Raw genomic sequence first — 17,604 nt, 5'->3', positions numbered from 1 at the left:
AAAGACGCAACGGCGCAAGGGAGAGAGAAAGATTTGTTTCTTCTTCTCCTTGCGTCTTCGCGCCTTTGCGACTTTGCGCTTAAAATTCCTCATCCATCCACCACGCTCGCCGTTTCAATCGAGCTCCGCGGCCACATCCGACCCGGCCCCCGGGCCCTGATGGCCCGCGCCTTGCTCTCCTCTCGGCGAGGGAAAGACCGCGCGGGAGGGGGCCAGTCATGCGGAAGTGCATTCGCGATGCGGTGGTCGTCATCACCGGGGCATCTTCGGGCATTGGCAGGGCGGCGGCGCTCGCGTTCGCGAGGCGCGGCGCGCGGGTCGTCATCGCCGCTCGGGACGAGGCGGCCCTCGAGGAGGTCGCCGCCGAGTGCGCCAGCGTCGGCGCGTCGGCGCTCGCCGTCACGACGGACGTGAGGGACGAGCACGCCGTCCGAGCGCTCGCCCGCGCCGCCGTCGAGGTGTTCGGCAGGATCGACGTCTGGGTGAACAACGCCGCCGTGTTCCTCTACGCGCGCGCGGACGAGGCGCCCTACGAGGCCTACCGCCAGGTCATCGAGACGAACCTGCTCGGCTATGTGCACGGGGCGCGGGCGGTGCTGCCCTGTTTCCGCGCGCAGGGCGCCGGGGTGCTCATCAACAACGTCTCCGTTCTTGGCAAGTTCGGCGCGCCGACCATGAGCGCCTACGTGATCTCCAAGTTCGGGGTCCTCGGCCTCACGTCCTGCTTGAGACAGGAGCTCTCCAGCACGCCGGACATCCACGTTTGCAACCTCCTGCCCGCGACGATCGACACCCCGATCTACCAGCACGCCGGCAATTTCACCGGCCACGCCGTCCAGCCGATCCGGCCGATCGTCGACCCCGAGCGGGTCGCGGCGGCGATGGTCTCCCTCGCCGAGCGGCCGCGGCGCGATGTCTACGTCGGCGCCGCCGGCCGCATCACCGCCGCGGCGTTCGTCGCCTTCCCGGGCCTCATGGAGCGGCTGCTCGCGGCGTACACGCTCCACACGACCTTCCTGGATCGCGCGGCGCCGCACACCGACGGCAACATCTTCGTGCCCATGAAGCACTGGACCGGCGTGACCGGCGGATGGCGCGCGTCCTCGGGCGTCGCCGCGCTCCTCGACACCGCCCGGGCCTTCGCCGGCCTCGCGCTCGCACTCCCGTCCACGGCGGCAGAGCGCCTCAGGCCACGATGACATTGCCGCCCTGGCACCTTCCGTACGCGATTCCCCAGCCATCTTGACGCGCCATCGCCCCCGACGTGTCTCTCAACCTCGGGGGTCCTGTGACGTGTTCTCCACGGAGTCCCGGCATGCTGCGCCCACAGCAACGATTCAATTGAAATAAGGAGGCGCAACAATGAGCCGTTATGTGGCGCGCACGCTCCGAGGCGATGACTTTTCGACTCTGATGGAACTGGAGACGGCCCTCTTCGGCGGCGCGGGCGAAGGGGAGCTCGGGCGGTATTACATCCGTCTTTGCTGCGACTTCTTCAAGGACTCTTGTTTCATGGTCGAGGCCGCGGGGAGGCCCGCGGGCTACCTGCTCTCCTTCACGCGCGGCAAGGAGGTCTACTGCACGACCCTCGCCGTCCTGCCCGAGTATCAGGGCTCCCGCGCGACGCACACGCTGCTCCGCGCGTTCGTCGGGTCGATCCTCGGCTGGGCGGAGTCGTGCTGGTTCACCGTCGAGGAGGACAACCACGCCGCGCGGGCGCTCCACGCCATGCTCGGCGCCAAGGAGATCGAGGTCCGCCCCGATTTCTATGGCACCGGACACCCGCGCATCATCTCGCGCATCGATCGCGACGCGTTCATGGCGCTCCGGGCCCGCTTCGAGAAGGTGGGGCTCGTCGATCGCCAGGCCGAGGCGAAGGAGCCGCGCGCGGCGGAGAGCGGCGGCATCGCCGCGGTGGCCTGAGGCCGACGGACCATGACGACCACCGCTCCGCTCGACCACGGCCGCCGCGCGCCGGCGGCGGACGACCGGCCCTGGACCGAGGCGCTCTCCATCGCCAGCCGGGTCTCCGGCGTGATGGGGCTCGCGCTCGACGCCGTGTTCCGGACCAGCCTGCTCCCCACGCTGCCCGCCTCGCGCCACCGCGAGAGGGCGCGCCTCCTCCACGGGATCGCCCGGGACCTGTGCGCGCTGCACTGCCTGCGCGTCCGCGTGACCGGCGCGCTCCCTGCGTCGCCGTTCGTGGTCGTGGCCAACCACGTCAGCTACCTCGATCCGATCCTCCTCGCGTCGCTCACCCCCTGCACCGCCATCGCGAAGCAGGAGATCGGCAGCTGGCCGATCATCGGCGATCGCGCGCGCGATCTCGGCGTGCTGCTCGTCGATCGGCAGCGCCCGGCGAGCGGGGCGCGCGTGCTCCGGAGCGCGCTCCGGGCCCTGCGCCATGGCGTCCCGGTGCTGAATTTCCCGGAGGGCTCGACCACCCGCGGAGAGAAGGTCCTCCCGTTCCGGAAAGGCATCTTCGGCGTCGCCCAGCTCGCGGGCGTCCCCATCGTGCCCGCGGCCATCACCTACGATGATCCGGAGCTCTGCTGGGCGGGCGACGACACCTTCCTCCCCCATTTCCTCCGCTTCTCCAGCCGCCGAGAGGCGAGCGCCCGCGTCGCCTTTGGCCCGCCGCTCGGCGATCACGGCGGCGCGGCGGATCTCGCGGACCGCGCCCGCGCCGTGATCCTGGACCTCTTGAGCCTGTAGGAGATCTCATGTCTCAACAACGAGCAGCCGCGTACCTGCGGCACGGGCAGACGCCGTTCTTTCGCCTCCCGACGGCGGGATTCCACGAGGCCGGCGCGTCCGCCTATTCCGGCGCCGATGCCGTGCTCCTCGGCGTCCCGTGGGACGGGAGCGTCACGTACCGCCCGGGCGCACGGTTCGCCCCCTACGAGCTGCGCCGCGTGAGCGCGCTCGTGCAGTCGTATCACCCCGGCCACGGCATCGACGTGTTCCGCGCGATCAACGTGCTCGATGGGGGCAATGTGCCCTTTCCCCCGTTTCACGCAGACTCCGTTCGCGAGCTGATCCAGGCCTCGGTCGACGAGGTGCTCGCGGCCGGCGCGGCACCGTTCGTCGTCGGCGGCGACCACTCGATCGCGCTCCCGGTGCTCCGCGCGCTGTCGCGGCGCCACGGCCCCGTCACGGTCGTTCACGTCGACGCGCACCTCGACACGAGCACCTCGGAGGTGTGGGGCGAGCCGTTCCACCACGGCACGCCGTTCCGCAACGCGATCGAAGAGGGGCTGATCGGGCGGAGCGCGCTCCACCAGATCGGCATCCGCGCCACGTGGGGCCACCCGGAGGAAGGCGCCTTCGCGGCGCACGCCGGGGCGACCCTGTACGGCATGGATCGGATCGACCGCGACGGCGCTTCTGCGATCGCCGCCGCCATCAGGGCGGCCGCGGGCGAGTCGCCCGTCTACATCTCCTTCGATATCGACGGCGTCGACCCGGCCTATGCCCCGGGCACCGGCACGCCCGTGCCCGGCGGGCTCACCTCACGCGAGGCGATGCAGCTGCTCCGCGGCCTCGCGGGGATCAACCTGGTGGGCATGGATCTCGTCGAGGTATGCCCCGCGCTGGATCACGCCGACATCACCCTCCACCTCGGCGCGCACCTCCTGTTCGAGGGCCTGGCTCTCCTCGCGACGCGTAAGGGCGACCAGCGCGACCAGCCGCGCGGATGACGCGAATCGACGCGAATCGCGAAACCGCGGAATCGCGACACATGAATCCGCTCAATCCGCTGGCGCCCGCCGCCATTCCGGTGTCACATAAGAGACACTGGGATGACACGCTCGCCCGATCTATGCGGCCGCTACGCCGAGCTCCCGCAGCTCGATGATGCCTGGGCGCGCCTCGCGCGCACCTACGGCGGACGGGAAATAGCGATCGGGACGTCCGCAAACGGAAGACCCTTGCGGCGCTACGACTTCGGCAATCCGCTGGGTCCGACGTTCCTGCTGACGTCGCTCATGCACGGGGTCGAGGTGATCGGCGGGCTCGCGCTGCTCGATGCGGTCCGGTCGATCCTGGCGAGCGGACGAGCGGGCGCGGCGGCGCGGGCGCGGCTCGTCGTGGTGCCGGTCGTCAACCCCGACGCGTTCGCCGACAACCTGGAGCGCCTCCGCGGCGAGCGGCGAGCGGCGCAGCGCTGCAATGCCCGCGGCGTGGATCTGAACCGGAATTTCGCGCCGCTGTCCTCGTCGCGGCCGTTGCACCCGTTCGCGGGCTCGCGCCTCCGGTGGTCGCCGCACTACACGGGGCCTCACGCGTTCTCGGAGCCCGAGTCGCGCGCCCTGCGCGACGTCGCGCTGGAGACGCGGCCTGCGCTCGCGATCGGCTTTCACAGCTGCGGCAATTTCCTGCTCTACCCGTGGGCGCACACCGACGTGCCCAACCCGCGCGAGCCGCTGTACCGGGCGCTCGGCGACGCCTTCTGCCGGGCTCTGCCGCGCGAGCGGTACGAGATCCGCCAGGCGGCGCACTGGTACCCCACGGTCGGCGACATGGACGACTGGCTCGACGCCAACCTCGGAACGCTCGCCTTCACCGTGGAGGTCAGCCGTCCTGCACGCTCCTTCCGCGACATCCGCCGGCTGCTGAACCCGTTCTGGTGGCTGAACCCGCGCGAGGCCGACGAGGCGATCGCCAACGTCGTCCCCGGCGTCGGCGCGCTCCTCTGCGACGCCCTCGACCGCGGCGTGGGCGGCGCGGCCTCGCGGGCGGCCCCGCCGCTCGACGCGCCGCCTGCGGAGCTCTTCGCCGACGCCGCCGAGTGAAACGGCCGCGCTCTTCGTGTACTCGCCGGGCGCGCGGCGGCCTCTGGCCGCCATCCCGCGCTGGCCAGAGGGCGACGGCGGCGAGGACTGTCGAAAAGTGCCAGTCCCGCGCGCAGCATCCACTATCCTTCGGGCGTGGACGCCGCCACGCCCCGCATACCGCCGACCGTGCGGATCAGCCCGAGCGCGGCGGCTCGTCAGGCCGGCGCCGACGAGTCGGACATCTGGCAGCACACCCCCGACGAGGTCGTCGAGGGCAAATACCGGCTGGTCCGACCGCTCGGGCGCGGGGGCATGGCCGAGGTCTGGCTCGCCGTGCACGTCACGCTCAAGACCGAGCTCGCCGTGAAGTTCCTCAGCGCCTCGCTGACCGGCGACGCGGAGCGGAGCCGCACCGTCCTGGAGAGGTTCCGGTTCGAGGCCCAGATCTCGGCCCGCCTGAGCGCGCGCACGCGGCACATCGTCGCGGTCCACGACGCAGGGGTCCACGACGACATCCCTTACCTGGTGATGGAGCACATCCCGGGGCGAACGCTGTTCGCCGAGGTGCGCCAGAAGGGGCCGATCGATCCGGTGCGCTTCGGGCACATCCTTGATCAGATCGGGGACGCGCTCACCGTGGCGCACGACATGGGCATCGTGCACCGCGACCTGAAGCCTTCGAACGTGATGCTCGTCGGCACGCCCGGCGCGGAGCTGACGGTGAAGGTCGCGGATTTTGGCATCGCCAAGGCGCTGCACGGCGATCTAGGCCTGGATCGGCCGCAGGAGACGGAGGCCGACGTCATGCTGGGCTCGCCGAACTACATGAGCCCGGAGCAGCTCGCCTCGCCGCTCGCGGTCGACGCGCGGGCCGATGTCTGGGCGCTCGGCGTGCTGACCTACGAGGTGCTGACGGACTGGACGCCTTTTCAAGGCAACAGCATCGCGGAGATCATCGTGGCGGTCAGCACCCGCGATTTCGAGCCTGCCACGGAGGTCCGGCGATCGCTTCCCCAGGGGCTCGACGCCTGGTTCTCGCGCGCCCTCGCGAAGGGGCCGGCGCAGCGGTTCACCTCGATCCGCGAGATGGTGGAGGCCTACCACGCCGCGCTCTCGGCGCCGCCGCCCGAGCGGCCCGCGGAGGTCGCGCCGCCGCGGCGGCCTCGGGTGGCGCCCGCCGTGGCGCTGGCCTGCCTGACCGCGCTCGGGGGGACGGCCGCGCTGGCGGCGCGCCTGCTCGATCGGCCGCGCCTGGAACAGCCGGCGCGGCTCATGGCCCCCGGCGTGCGGGGCGCGCTCCAGGCGATCGCGCTGCGCTCGCCGCCCCCGCCGCAACAGCCCGCCGCGGCCGAGCCGCCGGCCACGGCCGAGCCGCCGGCCACGGCCGAGCCGTCGGCCTCCGCGGCGGCGCCCGCGCCGCCTGCCTCCGCAGCGCCTGCGCAGCCGCGCTCGTCCCAGCGCCGCCCCGGGGCTGACAGGGCCGCCCCGCGCGCGACGGCGACCACCGCGCCCACGGTGCCCCGGCGCCGCAAGGAGATCGACAAGAGTGAGACCTTTTGAGCGACGGCTCATCACGCTCTGCAGCGTCGCCATGCTCGCGGCGGCGCCGGCGCGCGCGCTCGCCGTCGGGGCCGAGGAGGACGCGAAGACGCTGTTCGCCCGGGGGCGCGAGCTGCGGAGCACCGGACAGTGCGAGCAGGCGGTCATCGCCTTCCGGAGCGCGCTGGAGATCTACCCCGAGGGGCTCGGCGCGCTCCGGAACATCGCCGAGTGTGAGGAGGAGCTCGGCCGCTATGCCTCGGCGAGGCGAGACTGGTGGGATCTCCGGCGCGCCGCGCTCCAGTCCAACGAGGCCAAGTACGCCGGGTGGAGCGATGACGCCGAGGCCCGCTACCGGGCGCTCGGCAGCAAGGTCGGGACGTTGACCGTCCGGCTGAAAGGCGCCGAGGGGCGGCCGCCGGTCCAGGTGGTGCTGGACGGCAAGCCCCTCGACCCGAGGCTCCTCGGCGTCGAGCTCGAGCGCGATCTCGGCGCCCACACGGTCGAGCTGTTCTACGGCGGCGCCGCGCCGATCACGGAGCGCGCCGAGCTCACGCCTGGCGCCCGTCAGGTCGTGACGCTGGCCGTGCCCGCGCCGCTCCCGGGGCGCGACGCGCTCTCCGCGCCGAGCGCCTCCGGCACGCCGGCCAGCGGCATTCGCATGGGCGGCTACGTCGCGCTCGGCGTCGGCGGCGCTGGCGCGATCGCGACCGTCGTGGCGCTGGCCGTGCGCGCCGGCGCGCTGTCCGCGGTCGAGGACGGGTGCGCCCCCGCCGGCGGAGGAGCCTACGAGTGCCCGCCGTCGCTCCAGGGCGACTACGACACGGGCAAGACCGCCTCGACGCTCGCCGGCGTCTTCGCCGGCGTCGGCCTGGTCGGGATCGGCGCCGGCGTCACGCTGCTCCTGCTGAGCCCTTCCGAGCCCAAGTCGTCGGCCCCTGGCAAGCCGGCGGCGGAGCTCGTCCTCACGCCAGCCCCGGGCGGCCTCGGCTCGCGCCTGCTCGTGAGGTTCTGAGGTCCGGCGATCGGACGCGGCCAGCGCCGCGGCGGGGCGGCGTGGGAGCGCGCGTCGCTGAGCTTGTCTTTCCGCACCCGGGCGCTACCCCATGATCGAGGCGAGGGCGCGCGAGGCGGGGAGGTCGAGATGAGCTCACAGCGGAACAAGATCCTTGGTTCGATTGCAGGGAGCGGCGCGGTCGCCGTCCGCGGGGCGGCGGAGGCGCTGTTCTCGGCGGCGGGCAAGAGGCTCCTCGACGAGGGCGCGCGGGAGGGCCTGCGGCGCGTGATGGTCGAGAACACCACGGCGGTCGTGGACGCGCTCGCGCCCGGGCTCTCGCTGGGCGCGCAGACGACGGCGAAGATCATCGCGGATCAGGGCGGAACGCAGACCGCAGCGATCGTCGCGCAGGCAGCGGGGCGGCACGCGGGCCAGGCCGCGCTCACCGACGGCGTCTCGACCGCGGTCGCGAAGGGGCTGGCCCGAGAGGCGATGAGGGCCGCGGGCCGGGAGGTCCTGAAGGGCGCGGGCAAGGCGGCCGGCATCGGGTTCGTGATCGACGGCGCCTTCGGTGCCTACGAGGGCGTCACGGCCTACCAGCGAGGCGAGATGACGAGGAAGGAAGCGCTCGCGCACGCGGCGCAGGAGGCCTCGACAGGCGCGGTGGCGACCGGCGCCGGCGTGCTGCTCGCGGCGGGCCTCGTCGCGGTGACCGGCGGCGCCGCGGCGCCTCTCGTCTTCGCGGTGGGCGCTGGCGGCGCGATCGGCGCGAAGCAGGTCCTGCGGCGGCTCGTCGGCCGGGTGTCCTCGAAGGTCCTGGCCCGTAACGTCGCTGACGAAGGCCAGGTGGGATGACGCCACGAAGGTGGTGTGTGTCCCGGCCAGCGCGCTCACCGACTCGACCTCTCCTTGCGCGCGGCCCTGCGTTCCTCTCGTGCATCGGCCCCGCGGCGCCCCTATGGCAATTGCCTTCCGTGCCTTTCGCGTGATGGTGTTCCGACGTAGATCATCTCCATGCGACGACGCATCCCGAGGCGTTCATTCCTGCGCGTCGGTGGAGCTGCAGCCGCGACGCTGACCCTACCGTTCTCGCTGATCTTCTCGCGGAGGACGCAGGCGGCCGGCCGGTTCGGGCCTCTCGTGCCCGATCCGGCGGGCATCCTCGACCTCCCTGCGGGCTTCACGTACCGGGTCCTCGAGCGCGCCGGCGGCGAGATGGACGACGGTTACCGAGTTCCCGGCCGGCCGGACGGCATGGGGTGTTTTCCTGGGGCCGACGGCACCGTCGTCCTGCTCAGGAATCATGAGAATTCGCCTGCTGATAAGGGCATTGGCCCGTATCGATCCGGCCAGGGCGCGCCGGCGGAGGCGTACGACGCGGCGAGCATGGGCGGCGTCACGAGGCTCGTGCTGGACGCTGCGACGTTCGAGCGTCGCTCGAGCAATCTCGTGCTCGCTGGCACGAACCGGAACTGCGCGGGCGGCCCGAGCCCCTGGGGCTGGCTCAGCTGCGAAGAGAATGTCGACGCTCGCCACGGCTACGTCTTCGTCTGCGCGGCTACCGCGTCCAGGGTGGAGGCCCCGCGCCGCCTGACCGGCTATGGCCGCTTCCATCACGAGGCGGCGGTCGTCGATCCCACGACGAGGATCGCTTACCTGACCGAGGATCGCCCGGACGGCTGCTTCTACCGCTTCAAGCCGGCGGACCCCGCCGCTCCGTTCGAGGGCAAGCTCCAGGCGCTCTGCGTCGTCGGGGCGCGCAACGCCGAGACCTCGGGCTGGGAGCTCGAGGAGCCGCGCGAGATCGCGTGGGTGGATATCGACGAGCCCGATCCACGCGACGACACGGTCAGGACGGAGGCCCGGACCAAGGGGGCCGCGATCTTCCGGCGCGGGGAGGGCGTCTGCCTATCGCAAGGTGTCGTGTACATCTGCGCGACGATCGGCGGCCCGGCCGGAGCCGGGCAGATCTTCCAGCTGGTCCCCCAGGGAGATGGCGGCACGCTCGGGGTCGTCGCGCAATCGACGGACACGAACGAGCTGGACGCTCCCGACAACATCACCATCGCCCCCTGGGGAGAGCTCTTCATGGCGGAGGATGGCTATCGAGGGAACTACCTTCGAGGCGTGACGCTGGACGGGCAGATCTTCGATTTCGCGCGCAATGCGCGGAGCATGCGAGAGCTCTCCGGCGTGTGCTTCTCGCCCGACGGCAAGGCGCTCTTCGTGAACATGCAGGAGGACGGCCTCACGCTGGCGGTCATGGGCCCGTTCCCCGGGGCGGGCGCCCTTCGCGAGTGAGGCGCGCTCGTTCATTCGGGCTCGGGGATCCGCGCTGGGCGATCTCCGCGCGCGGCCATGGCCGCGATCGTCGCGTCAGGGGCTGGCGCGGCCGCGCACAGGGCCCGCGGCCGGAGCGCGTCGATGCGCTGCTCGATCTGCGCGCGCTCTGCGGCGTTGGCCGCGCAATCGCGGGCTCGCTCGAGGGCCGCCAGCGCTTGATCCACCCTCCCCGTCTCCTCGAGCAGGACGCCCTGGACGAGGTGAGCATAGGGGTAACGCGCCAGAGCCGGGTGATCGATGGCCGTCGCGATCAGCTTCAGCCCTTCCGCCGCGCCCAGCGCCCGGGCGACCGCGAAAGCACGGTTCACGCGCACGATCGGGCCCGGGCGGTGCTGCTCGAGCGACTCGTAGAGGATCGCTATCTGGAGCCAGTCGGTGTCCTCGGCGCGCGGCGCCGAGCAGTGGACCGCCGCGATCGCGGCTTCGATCTGGTAGGGGCCGGGGCGCCCCCGCTCGAGCGCCTCTCGCAGCAACGCGCAGGCCTCGTCGATCGCGGCGCTGTCCCACCTCGATCGGTCCTGCTGCTCGAGGCTCCGGGGCTGCCCTTCCTCGTCGGTCCGGGCCGGCATGCGCGCCGCGTGCAGGAGCAGCAGAGACAGCAGGCCCTGCACCTCGGGTACCCGTGGCAGCGTTGCGTCGAGAGCCCGAGCCAGGTGCATCGATAGCCGGGTGAGGCCACGACGTATCGGCGCCTCGTCGCCACGGGACCAGTATCCCGCGTTGAAGACGAGGTGGATCACCGCGAGCACGGCGTGGAGCCGCTCCGGCGCCTCCTCCAGCCGCGGGACTTCGTAGTGCTTGCGCCGCTCCCGGAGCCTCTCGCGCGCCCGGGTCAGCCGGCGCTCCATCGCCTGCGCGCTCACCAGAAACGCATGCGCGATCTCGTCCGTGGAGAGCGCCGCGACCGTCGACAGCGCCAGCGCCGCCCGCTCCTCGAGGCCGAGCGCGGGATCGCAGCAGGTGACGACGAGGCGCAGGACATCGTCCGGCCACCGCGCGGCGTCCGGCGCCGAGAGCAGCGCCTCGGACCAGGGACATCGCGCCGCGAGCGCCGCGAGCGCGGTCGCGTGCCGCTGCTCTCCGCACCGCCGCCGCAAGCCGTCTCTGTGGATGTTCGTGGCGACGCGCACGAGCCACGCCTCCGGCGCGTCGGGGACGCCCCGCTCTGGCCACGTCGCGAGGGCCCTGGCGACGGCCTCCTGCACCGCGTCCTCCGCCGCGTGCAGATCCCGCGTGTGGCGCAGCAGCCGCGCGAGCACGGGCGCATACGCGCGGCGGAGCAACGGGGCGAACCCCTCCATGACTACGGCGTGCGCTGCCAGGTGACAGGCCGGATCTCCACGGATCCATCCGCCGGGCAGATCTGCTGCGCCCGGGCCGCGGCGATGGTCTCATCGGCGCACTCGATCAGGTAAAAGCCAACGAGCCACTCCTTGGTCTCCATGTAGGGCCCATCGGTGATCGTCGCGGTCGTCCCCTGCACGCGCACCGTACGCGCCTTGTCTCGCCCGTCGAGCCTCGCCACGGCGAGCAGCTCGGCGCGCGCGGTCGCCTCTTGCTGGAGGGCGCGGTGACGGTCCAGCACCGCGCGCTCGTCCGCCGCGGGGAGCGGATCGCCCTCGGGGCGCGCGCTGTGGATCAACAGGACATAGATCATCCGATATGTCCTCGCGCGAACGCGTACGACGCCTGCAGATACGATTCCCATCGCGCGGCGTGCTCGAGCGGCACCGCGAGCCACTCACGAAAGATCCTCCCGCTCGGCGCGAACACCGCCCCCTCACCGGCGGCGATCGCCGCAGCGACACGCGCCGCCGGGAGCTTGACGACGAGGTGCCTCCCGTCGCGGTCGATCGACGCGAAGAACCGGCCCCCCACGCGAAGGCACGGGAAGCCCATCATCGTGCTGCGCGCGACGCTCGACTCGAGAGCCCACCGCTCGGAGAGCCGCGAGAAGAGCTCGGCTCCGCCCGTCATTGTCGTCACGCTCCTCCGCGCTCCGAGCGATGCGCCGCCTGCTCGAGCGCCTGCGCCATCGCAGCCGGCATCGCGGTCGCGCGCCACGCTTCCCGCTCGTCGAGCCGGGCGAGCCACGCGCGGAGGTTCGGGAACGGCGCCAGGTCGACGCGGCCGAGGGCGGCCAGGGGCAGCTGGCACCCGAGCGAGAAATCGGCGAGCGTCACCGCGTCACCGGCCACGAAGGCGCGCGCCTTCAGGTGCGCCTCCAGCAGCGCCGCGTACGGCTGGAACTGCTCGAGGGCGCGCTGGGCGACCGCCTCGTCGGGCTGCCCCCCCATGAGCGACTTGAACAACCGCTCGAAGAGCACCGCTCCGAGGGCGCGTCCGAAGTGCGAGAGCTCCCAGCACTGCCAGCGAACCACATCGATGCGCCGCCTGGGGTCGCGGGGAAACAGCGACGTCGCGCCATGAGCATCCGCAAGATACTGCATGATCGCGTTGGACTCCCAGAGACGCAGATCTCCGTCCACGAGGCTCGGAACGAGGCCGTTCGGGTTGATCGCAAGGTAATCCTGGCTCTTGTGCGCGCCTGTAGCGAAGTCGACGAGGATCGTCTCGACGGGCACCGACAGCTCGTGGACGACGGCCTGGACCTTGCGGCAGTTGGGCGATCCCGGGACGACGTAAAGTTTCATGAATCGGCTCCTTTCGGAGGCTGGCGAGCCCCCGCCCGCCGCTTCCTGGAGCGAGACGTCGAGCGCCCCACATTCCGGACAGGAAAAATGCCGCGCTCGCGCTTTCGTCGTCCGGCGGTGTCGCCGCCCTCGGCCTGGGGGCATCACCGTCGCTCCTGACGCCCCTCCGAGCCCTCCGATCTTGTGCGCCGCTCAGAACGGCGGCGGCGCCGTCTCGCCGGTCGGCAGCGGGCCCGGCTCCGGCGCGTGCTCCGACTCGACCGGCGCTGGCGCGGCCCCTGGCTCCACCGGCCGCGGCCCCTCGCCTGGCGTCGGCGGGGTGCCCTGCTGCTCGGCTGGCGCCACGCCGTCCGCCGGCTCCGCGCCCGCGCCCGCGTCCGCCTCGGGCACCTGCGCCTCCTCGGTCGGCTCCGTCCCGGCGACGAACACCTCCTCGATGGCGTCTTCCTGCCCCTCGCGCGCGAGCAGACCCGTCAGCGGATCGATCTTCACGCGCACGACGCCGTTCGGCACCGGGAAATCGGCGGCCGGGCGCTTCGCGTGCGCCTGCTTCATGAAGTCCACGAACGCCGGCAGCGCCGCCATGGCGCCCGTCTCACCGCTGCCGAGCGGCGCCGCGTCGTCGTAGCCGGTCCACACGGCGCACGCGATGTCGGTCGAGTAGCCCACGAACCAGGTGTCCTTCGACTGGTTCGTCGTCCCCGTCTTGCCGGCGATCGGGCGCCCCAGCGAGCGCGCCTGCCTGGCGGTCCCGCTCTGCACCACCGACGTCAGCACGCTCGTGAGCACGTAGGCCTCCGCCTCCTCCATCACGCGGTGCCCCGGAGGGCGTGGCGGCAGCGGGATCTCCACCCCGCCGGGCCCGACGATCTTCGTGATCAGGACAGGCTGCTCGTGGACGCCGCCCGCGGCGATGCTCGCGTACGCGGCGGCCATCTCGCGCGGCGTGACCTCGTAGGCGCCGAGGGCGAGCGACAGGTCTGCGCCGAGCTTCGACTGGACGCCGAGCGCGCCGGCGAAGGCGACCACGTTCGAGGCGCCGACGCGCGACAGCGCCGACACCGCGGCCACGTTCACGCTGTGCGCCGCCGCCTCCCGGAGCCGCGCCGGCGACTTCCCCTCGCTCTCGTCGTAGTTCTGCGGCTTGTACCCGGCGATGGCCAGCGGATCGGTGTCGAGGATCGTCGCCGGCGTCAGCGTGCGCGCGTGGATGCCGTAGCCGTAGACGAACGCCTTGAACGTCGATCCTGGCTGCCGCCGGGCGAACGTCGCCCGGTCGAGCCCGCCGCGCATCGCCTCGTAGCTGCCGACGAGGGCGACGATCTCGCGCGTCCGCACGTCGATCGCGACGAGCGCCCCCTCGGGTCCGAGCTCGAGCCGCAGCGGCACCGGGGCCGCGGGCTTCCCCGGTTTGCCCGCGGGCGCGGCGCGCCCTGCCTCTCCGGCGGCGTCCTCGTCCTCGTCCTGGCCTGCGGAGGCCGCTTCGACGACCGGCTCCGGCGCGGGGCCGATCAGGCTGACGCGCACCACCTTGTCGACGTCGGCGAACTTGCTCGGCGGGAGCCCGTTCGGGTTGTACCGCTGCGCGCCGCGGAGCGTGACCGTGCCTTCCAGCGTGCCCACGCGCACCGAGAGCGTCCCTCGCGCGTCGTCGGCGCCCGTCACGACCCCCCGGAAGACCTTGTGGCCGGCGGGCGTCCCATCGAAGGCCGGCGGCTCTTTCTTGCTCCGCGCGAGCGGGCCGAGCAGCTTGTGCCGCTTCGCGTAGGCGTCGAGGTTCTTGCGGACGGACGCGCGCGCCGCCGCCTGCATCGCCGGATCGATCGTGGTCGTGATGGTGTAGCCGCCTTGCTGCGCGGCGGGCCCGACGAGCTCGCGCAGCACGCGCTGCGCCTCGGCGACCACCTCGGGCGCGAGCTCGGCGAGCGATTCGGTCTCGATGGCGAGCACGACCGGCTCCTGCTTCGCTTGCGCCACCTGGATCTCGTCCGCGAAGGCCTTGCGCTGCATCTGATCGAGCACGAAGTCCCGCCGCGCCACGGCGCGCTCGAGGTTCACCCGCGGCGAGTACACCGACGGCCCCTTCACGATGGCGACGAGCAGCGCGGCCTCGGCGAGCGTCACGTCGCGCACGCTCTTCCCGAAGTAGTAGCGGCTCGCCTCCTCGACCCCGTAGCGGCCGTGGCCGAAGTAGATCTTGTTGAGGTAGAGCTCCAGGATCTCGTCCTTGGTGAGCTCCTGCTCGATCTTGCGGGCGAGGATGATCTCGCGCGCTTTACGGTTGAAGGTCCGATCCGGCGTGAGCAGGACGTTCTTCACGACCTGCTGCGTGATGGTGCTCGCGCCCTGCCGGGCCCGGGTCGAGCGGAGGTTCACCGCGAGCGCGCGGAGCATGCCGAGGTAGTTCAGCCCTGCGTGCTCGTAGAAGCCTGCGTCCTCGGCGGCGAGCGCGGCCAGCTTCACCTGGCTCGGGATCTCGCCGATGCGCACCACGGTGCGCCGCTCGGTGAAGACCTCGCCGAGGCGCGTCCCGTCGCGCGCGAGGATGCGCGTCACCTGCGGGGGCCGGTAGTCCTTGAGCTCGCGGGTCGAGGGGAGATCCGCCTCGTAGTGCCGGATGACGAGCGCGATCGTGGCGGCGGCGAGGACGAGCAGCGCCGCGAGCGCGATCCCGATGCGCTTCGCCCACGTCGCGATCCTGGGGCCTCTCTCCTGCGGGGGCGCGCCTTCCGGCTGGCTGGGCAAGCGCTGCGCGCCCTCGATGTGCGGCGCGCTCGCCGGCCGCGTTGCCCTGCTGATCCGCTCCGGCGGCTCGCTCCCTCGCCCCGGCGGCCCCGACCGCCGCGCCGGCGGCTCCGACGCCTGACGCAGCGGATCCGACGCCTGACGCAGCGGATCCGACGCCTGACGCAGCGGCTCCGACGCTCGACGCAGCGGATCCGACGCCTGACGCAGCGGATCCGACGCTTGACGCAGCGGATCCGACGCCCGATCCGGCGCATCGGTCTTCCTGACCGGATCGTTCTCGTTTCCCCCTGGGTTCCGTGATTGCTCCGAGGCCATGACGCCGTCCCCGTGAACGCTGGCGCAGGCGATGCGCATCCAGAGCGCCCGGCGCGCCGGCGCGGCGACGCTAGCACGCCCGCGGAGGCCCGCCTCGATCCGGGGCGCGCTCGCGGAGGATCAGCCCTGGAACAGCCGCATGGCCACGATGGTGATCAGGATGCCTGCGATCAGGCAGCCCGCCGCGATGCCGACGAGGAGCAGCGGCTTCGCCTCCACCTTGGCCGGCGCCTTGGTGGGCTGCTTGGCGAGGGGCGCCGGCGCGGGCGCTGGCTTCGCGGACGGCGCCGGCGGCTGCTGGACCATCTTCACCGTCTTCGCCGGCGACTTGAACGCGGACGACGCGGGCGCCTTGCTCGCCTGGAGCGCGGCTGCGTGCTGTTTCGACGCTTGCTCGAGCACCGCGTTCGCCTTCTTCGGCATCATCGCCGTGTAGCCCTTGCCCGCGCCGCCCGCGAACGGCTTGAGCGCGTCCGCGAACTCCGCGGCCGACTCGAACCGGTCCTCGGGCCGCTTCTCGAGCGCCTTGCCGAGCACCGCGCCGAGCCCCGGCGGAAACTGCTTCCCGGGGACGCGCTCGTCGAGCGGGATCGGGTTCCTCGTCACGTGGTGCTGGATGTACTCCATGGGCGTCCGCGCCTCGAACGGCAGCTTGCCCGTGAGCACCTCGTACAGGATCGTCGCGAGCGAGTAGATGTCGCTCCGCGCGTCGAGCACCTTGCCCTGCGCTTGCTCGGGCGACATGAACTCCGGCGTCCCGAAGACCATGCCCTCCTGCGTGAGCATCACCGACCCCGGCCTGAGCTCGCGCTCCGTCACCTTCGCGAGGCCGAAGTCGAGCACCTTCGGGTAGTCCTTCAGCCCGCCGTTGGTCGACAGGAAGATGTTCTCGGGCTTGAGATCGCGGTGCACGATCCCCTGGATGTGCGCCTCCTGCAGCGCGCCGCAGACCTGGATGAGGACCGGGATCGCGCGCTCGACGGGCAGCGGCCCTTCCTTGCGGACCACCTGGTTCAGGTTCTTGCCCTCCAGGTACTCCATCACGATGTACAGCGAGCCGTCCTCGAGCTCGCCGTAGAGCAGCACCTTGACCGTGTTCGGGTGCGTGAGGTGGCTCATCGCCCGCGCCTCGCGGCGGAAGCGGGACACGAGATCCTTCCGGTTCGCGAGCTTGGGGTGGAGGATCTTCACCGCCACCATCCGGTTCATCGCCGGCTGTGCGGCCTTGTAGACCGACCCCATGCCGCCGGAGCCGATCTTCTGAAGGATCTGGAACTGCCCTCCGAGCAGATCTCGACCGATGTTCGGGTCCGGACCGGCAGCCATGCGTGGAGCCGGAAAATACCACGCAACCCACCCGTATCGTCTATGACCGAAGCAGCCGACGCAGCGGATCCCGCCGTGGAGCCAAAATGACCGTAAAAACCGACGACCCCGGGGCCGCCGAGGCGCTCGAGAGCCCGCTCCTCGCCGCCGCCGGCTTCTCGCACGCCTTCTTCACGCGGCGCGGCGGCGTCAGCGCCCCCCCGTGGGACACCCTGAGCTTCGCCATCGCCCTCGGCGACGACCCCGCCGCCGTCCGGGAGAACCTGGAGCGCGCCGCGCGGCGCCTCGGCATCCCGGCCGCGCGGCTCTATTTCCTCAGCCAGGTCCACGGCGTCGAGGCGCGGGTCCTCACCGGTGAGGAGGATCGCGACGACGTCGTCCGCGAGGTGGGGGACGTGACCCTCTCGCGGGTACCCGGCGTCGGCTGCGGTGTCCGCAGCGCCGACTGCGCCCCGATCCTCCTCGCCGATCGCCGGACCGGCGCCGTCGCCGCGGTCCACAGCGGCTGGCGTGGGACCGTCCGCCGGGTCGTGGTCGAGGCGGCCCGCGCGCTCCGCTCGCTCGCTGGCCCCGGCGCGGATCTCGTCGCGGCCATCGGCCCGCACATCGAGGCCTGCTGCTTCGAGGTCGGCGATGACGTCGCCGCCGATCTCGCCGCGTGCTCCAGCGCGGGCGCCGCCGCCGTCGTCCGCGGGGCCCCCGGCGCGCGCCCGCACGTCGACGTCCGCCGCATCCTCAAGGCCCAGCTCACCGAGGTCGGCCTGGACGCAACCTCGGTCGAGGACGTCCCTGGCTGCACCGCGTGTGACCCCGCCCGCTTCTTCTCGTACCGGCGCGACGGACACCGCAGCGGCCGCCTGCTCTCCGTCATCGTCGCCGGCCGTACCGTCATCGGCTAGAACGC

16 protein-coding genes are annotated in these 17,604 nt (G+C 72.2%); 10 read left to right on the top strand and 6 right to left on the bottom strand.

Going from position 1 to position 17,604, the window contains the following annotated elements:
• Window positions 1-218 precede the first annotated feature (218 nt).
• The 9 genes from WME82_RS00265 to WME82_RS00225 all read left to right on the top strand — a co-directional run bounded on the left by WME82_RS00265 (window position 219) and on the right by WME82_RS00225 (window position 9,615).
• On the top strand, window positions 219-1,199 hold the full coding sequence (locus WME82_RS00265; RefSeq protein WP_438041181.1) for an SDR family oxidoreductase: 981 nt from the start codon (window positions 219-221) through the stop codon (window positions 1,197-1,199).
• A gap of 214 nt (window positions 1,200-1,413) precedes the next feature.
• Entirely contained in the window at window positions 1,414-1,923 is a 510-nt protein-coding gene (locus WME82_RS00260) for a GNAT family N-acetyltransferase (protein WP_437743558.1), read from the top strand.
• A gap of 12 nt (window positions 1,924-1,935) precedes the next feature.
• Window positions 1,936-2,715, top strand: coding sequence for a lysophospholipid acyltransferase family protein (locus WME82_RS00255; protein ID WP_438041180.1), 780 nt, complete (start codon window positions 1,936-1,938; stop codon window positions 2,713-2,715).
• 8 nt (window positions 2,716-2,723) lie between these two features.
• On the top strand, window positions 2,724-3,701 hold the full coding sequence (gene speB / locus WME82_RS00250) for an agmatinase (RefSeq protein ID WP_438041179.1): 978 nt from the start codon (window positions 2,724-2,726) through the stop codon (window positions 3,699-3,701).
• A gap of 102 nt (window positions 3,702-3,803) precedes the next feature.
• On the top strand, window positions 3,804-4,796 hold the full coding sequence (locus WME82_RS00245) for a M14 family metallopeptidase (protein WP_438041178.1): 993 nt from the start codon (window positions 3,804-3,806) through the stop codon (window positions 4,794-4,796).
• A gap of 135 nt (window positions 4,797-4,931) precedes the next feature.
• A complete protein-coding gene (locus tag WME82_RS00240) occupies window positions 4,932-6,338 on the top strand; it encodes a serine/threonine-protein kinase (protein WP_438041177.1) in 1,407 nt (468 codons plus the stop codon).
• Entirely contained in the window at window positions 6,325-7,332 is a 1,008-nt protein-coding gene (locus WME82_RS00235; RefSeq protein ID WP_438041176.1) for a tetratricopeptide repeat protein, read from the top strand. Before WME82_RS00240 ends, WME82_RS00235 begins: the two co-directional genes overlap by 14 nt.
• A gap of 129 nt (window positions 7,333-7,461) precedes the next feature.
• Window positions 7,462-8,169, top strand: a complete 708-nt coding sequence (locus tag WME82_RS00230) for a hypothetical protein (protein WP_438041175.1) — start codon at window positions 7,462-7,464, stop codon at window positions 8,167-8,169.
• Window positions 8,170-8,328: 159 nt separating this feature from the next.
• Window positions 8,329-9,615 carry an alkaline phosphatase PhoX gene (locus WME82_RS00225; protein WP_438041174.1) on the top strand — a complete coding sequence of 429 codons (1,287 nt, stop codon included), beginning with the start codon at window positions 8,329-8,331 and terminating at the stop codon, window positions 9,613-9,615.
• Window positions 9,616-9,626: 11 nt separating this feature from the next.
• Here WME82_RS00225 and WME82_RS00220 read toward each other — a convergent pair whose 3' ends face one another.
• From WME82_RS00220 to WME82_RS00195, 6 genes are all read right to left on the bottom strand, one after another.
• Window positions 9,627-10,958 (bottom strand): RNA polymerase sigma factor, encoded by a 1,332-nt coding sequence (locus WME82_RS00220; RefSeq protein WP_438041173.1) that lies wholly within the window; start codon window positions 10,956-10,958, stop codon window positions 9,627-9,629.
• Window positions 10,959-10,960: 2 nt separating this feature from the next.
• A complete protein-coding gene (locus WME82_RS00215) occupies window positions 10,961-11,314 on the bottom strand; it encodes a YciI family protein (RefSeq protein WP_437743549.1) in 354 nt (117 codons plus the stop codon).
• Complete coding sequence (locus WME82_RS00210) at window positions 11,311-11,634, bottom strand: hypothetical protein (RefSeq protein ID WP_438041172.1); 324 nt, start codon at window positions 11,632-11,634, stop codon at window positions 11,311-11,313. Before WME82_RS00210 ends, WME82_RS00215 begins: the two co-directional genes overlap by 4 nt.
• 5 nt (window positions 11,635-11,639) lie before the next feature.
• Window positions 11,640-12,311, bottom strand: a complete 672-nt coding sequence (locus tag WME82_RS00205; RefSeq protein WP_438041171.1) for a glutathione S-transferase family protein — start codon at window positions 12,309-12,311, stop codon at window positions 11,640-11,642.
• 192 nt (window positions 12,312-12,503) lie between these two features.
• Window positions 12,504-15,413, bottom strand: coding sequence for a PBP1A family penicillin-binding protein (locus tag WME82_RS00200; protein ID WP_438041170.1), 2,910 nt, complete (start codon window positions 15,411-15,413; stop codon window positions 12,504-12,506).
• An 81-nt stretch (window positions 15,414-15,494) separates the two neighbouring features.
• Window positions 15,495-16,700: a serine/threonine-protein kinase gene (locus tag WME82_RS00195; protein WP_437743545.1), complete on the bottom strand. Its 1,206-nt coding sequence runs from the start codon at window positions 16,698-16,700 to the stop codon at window positions 15,495-15,497.
• 86 nt (window positions 16,701-16,786) lie between these two features.
• Here WME82_RS00195 and pgeF point away from each other — a divergent pair, with 86 nt between their 5' ends.
• Window positions 16,787-17,599, top strand: coding sequence for a peptidoglycan editing factor PgeF (gene pgeF / locus WME82_RS00190; protein WP_438041169.1), 813 nt, complete (start codon window positions 16,787-16,789; stop codon window positions 17,597-17,599).
• Window positions 17,600-17,604 lie beyond the last annotated feature (5 nt).

The organism is Sorangium sp. So ce128 (assembly GCF_051525245.1).
Classification (GTDB): Bacteria; Myxococcota_A; Polyangia; order Polyangiales; family Polyangiaceae; genus Sorangium; species Sorangium cellulosum_B.
This window is presented reverse-complemented; position numbering and strand designations above follow the sequence as displayed.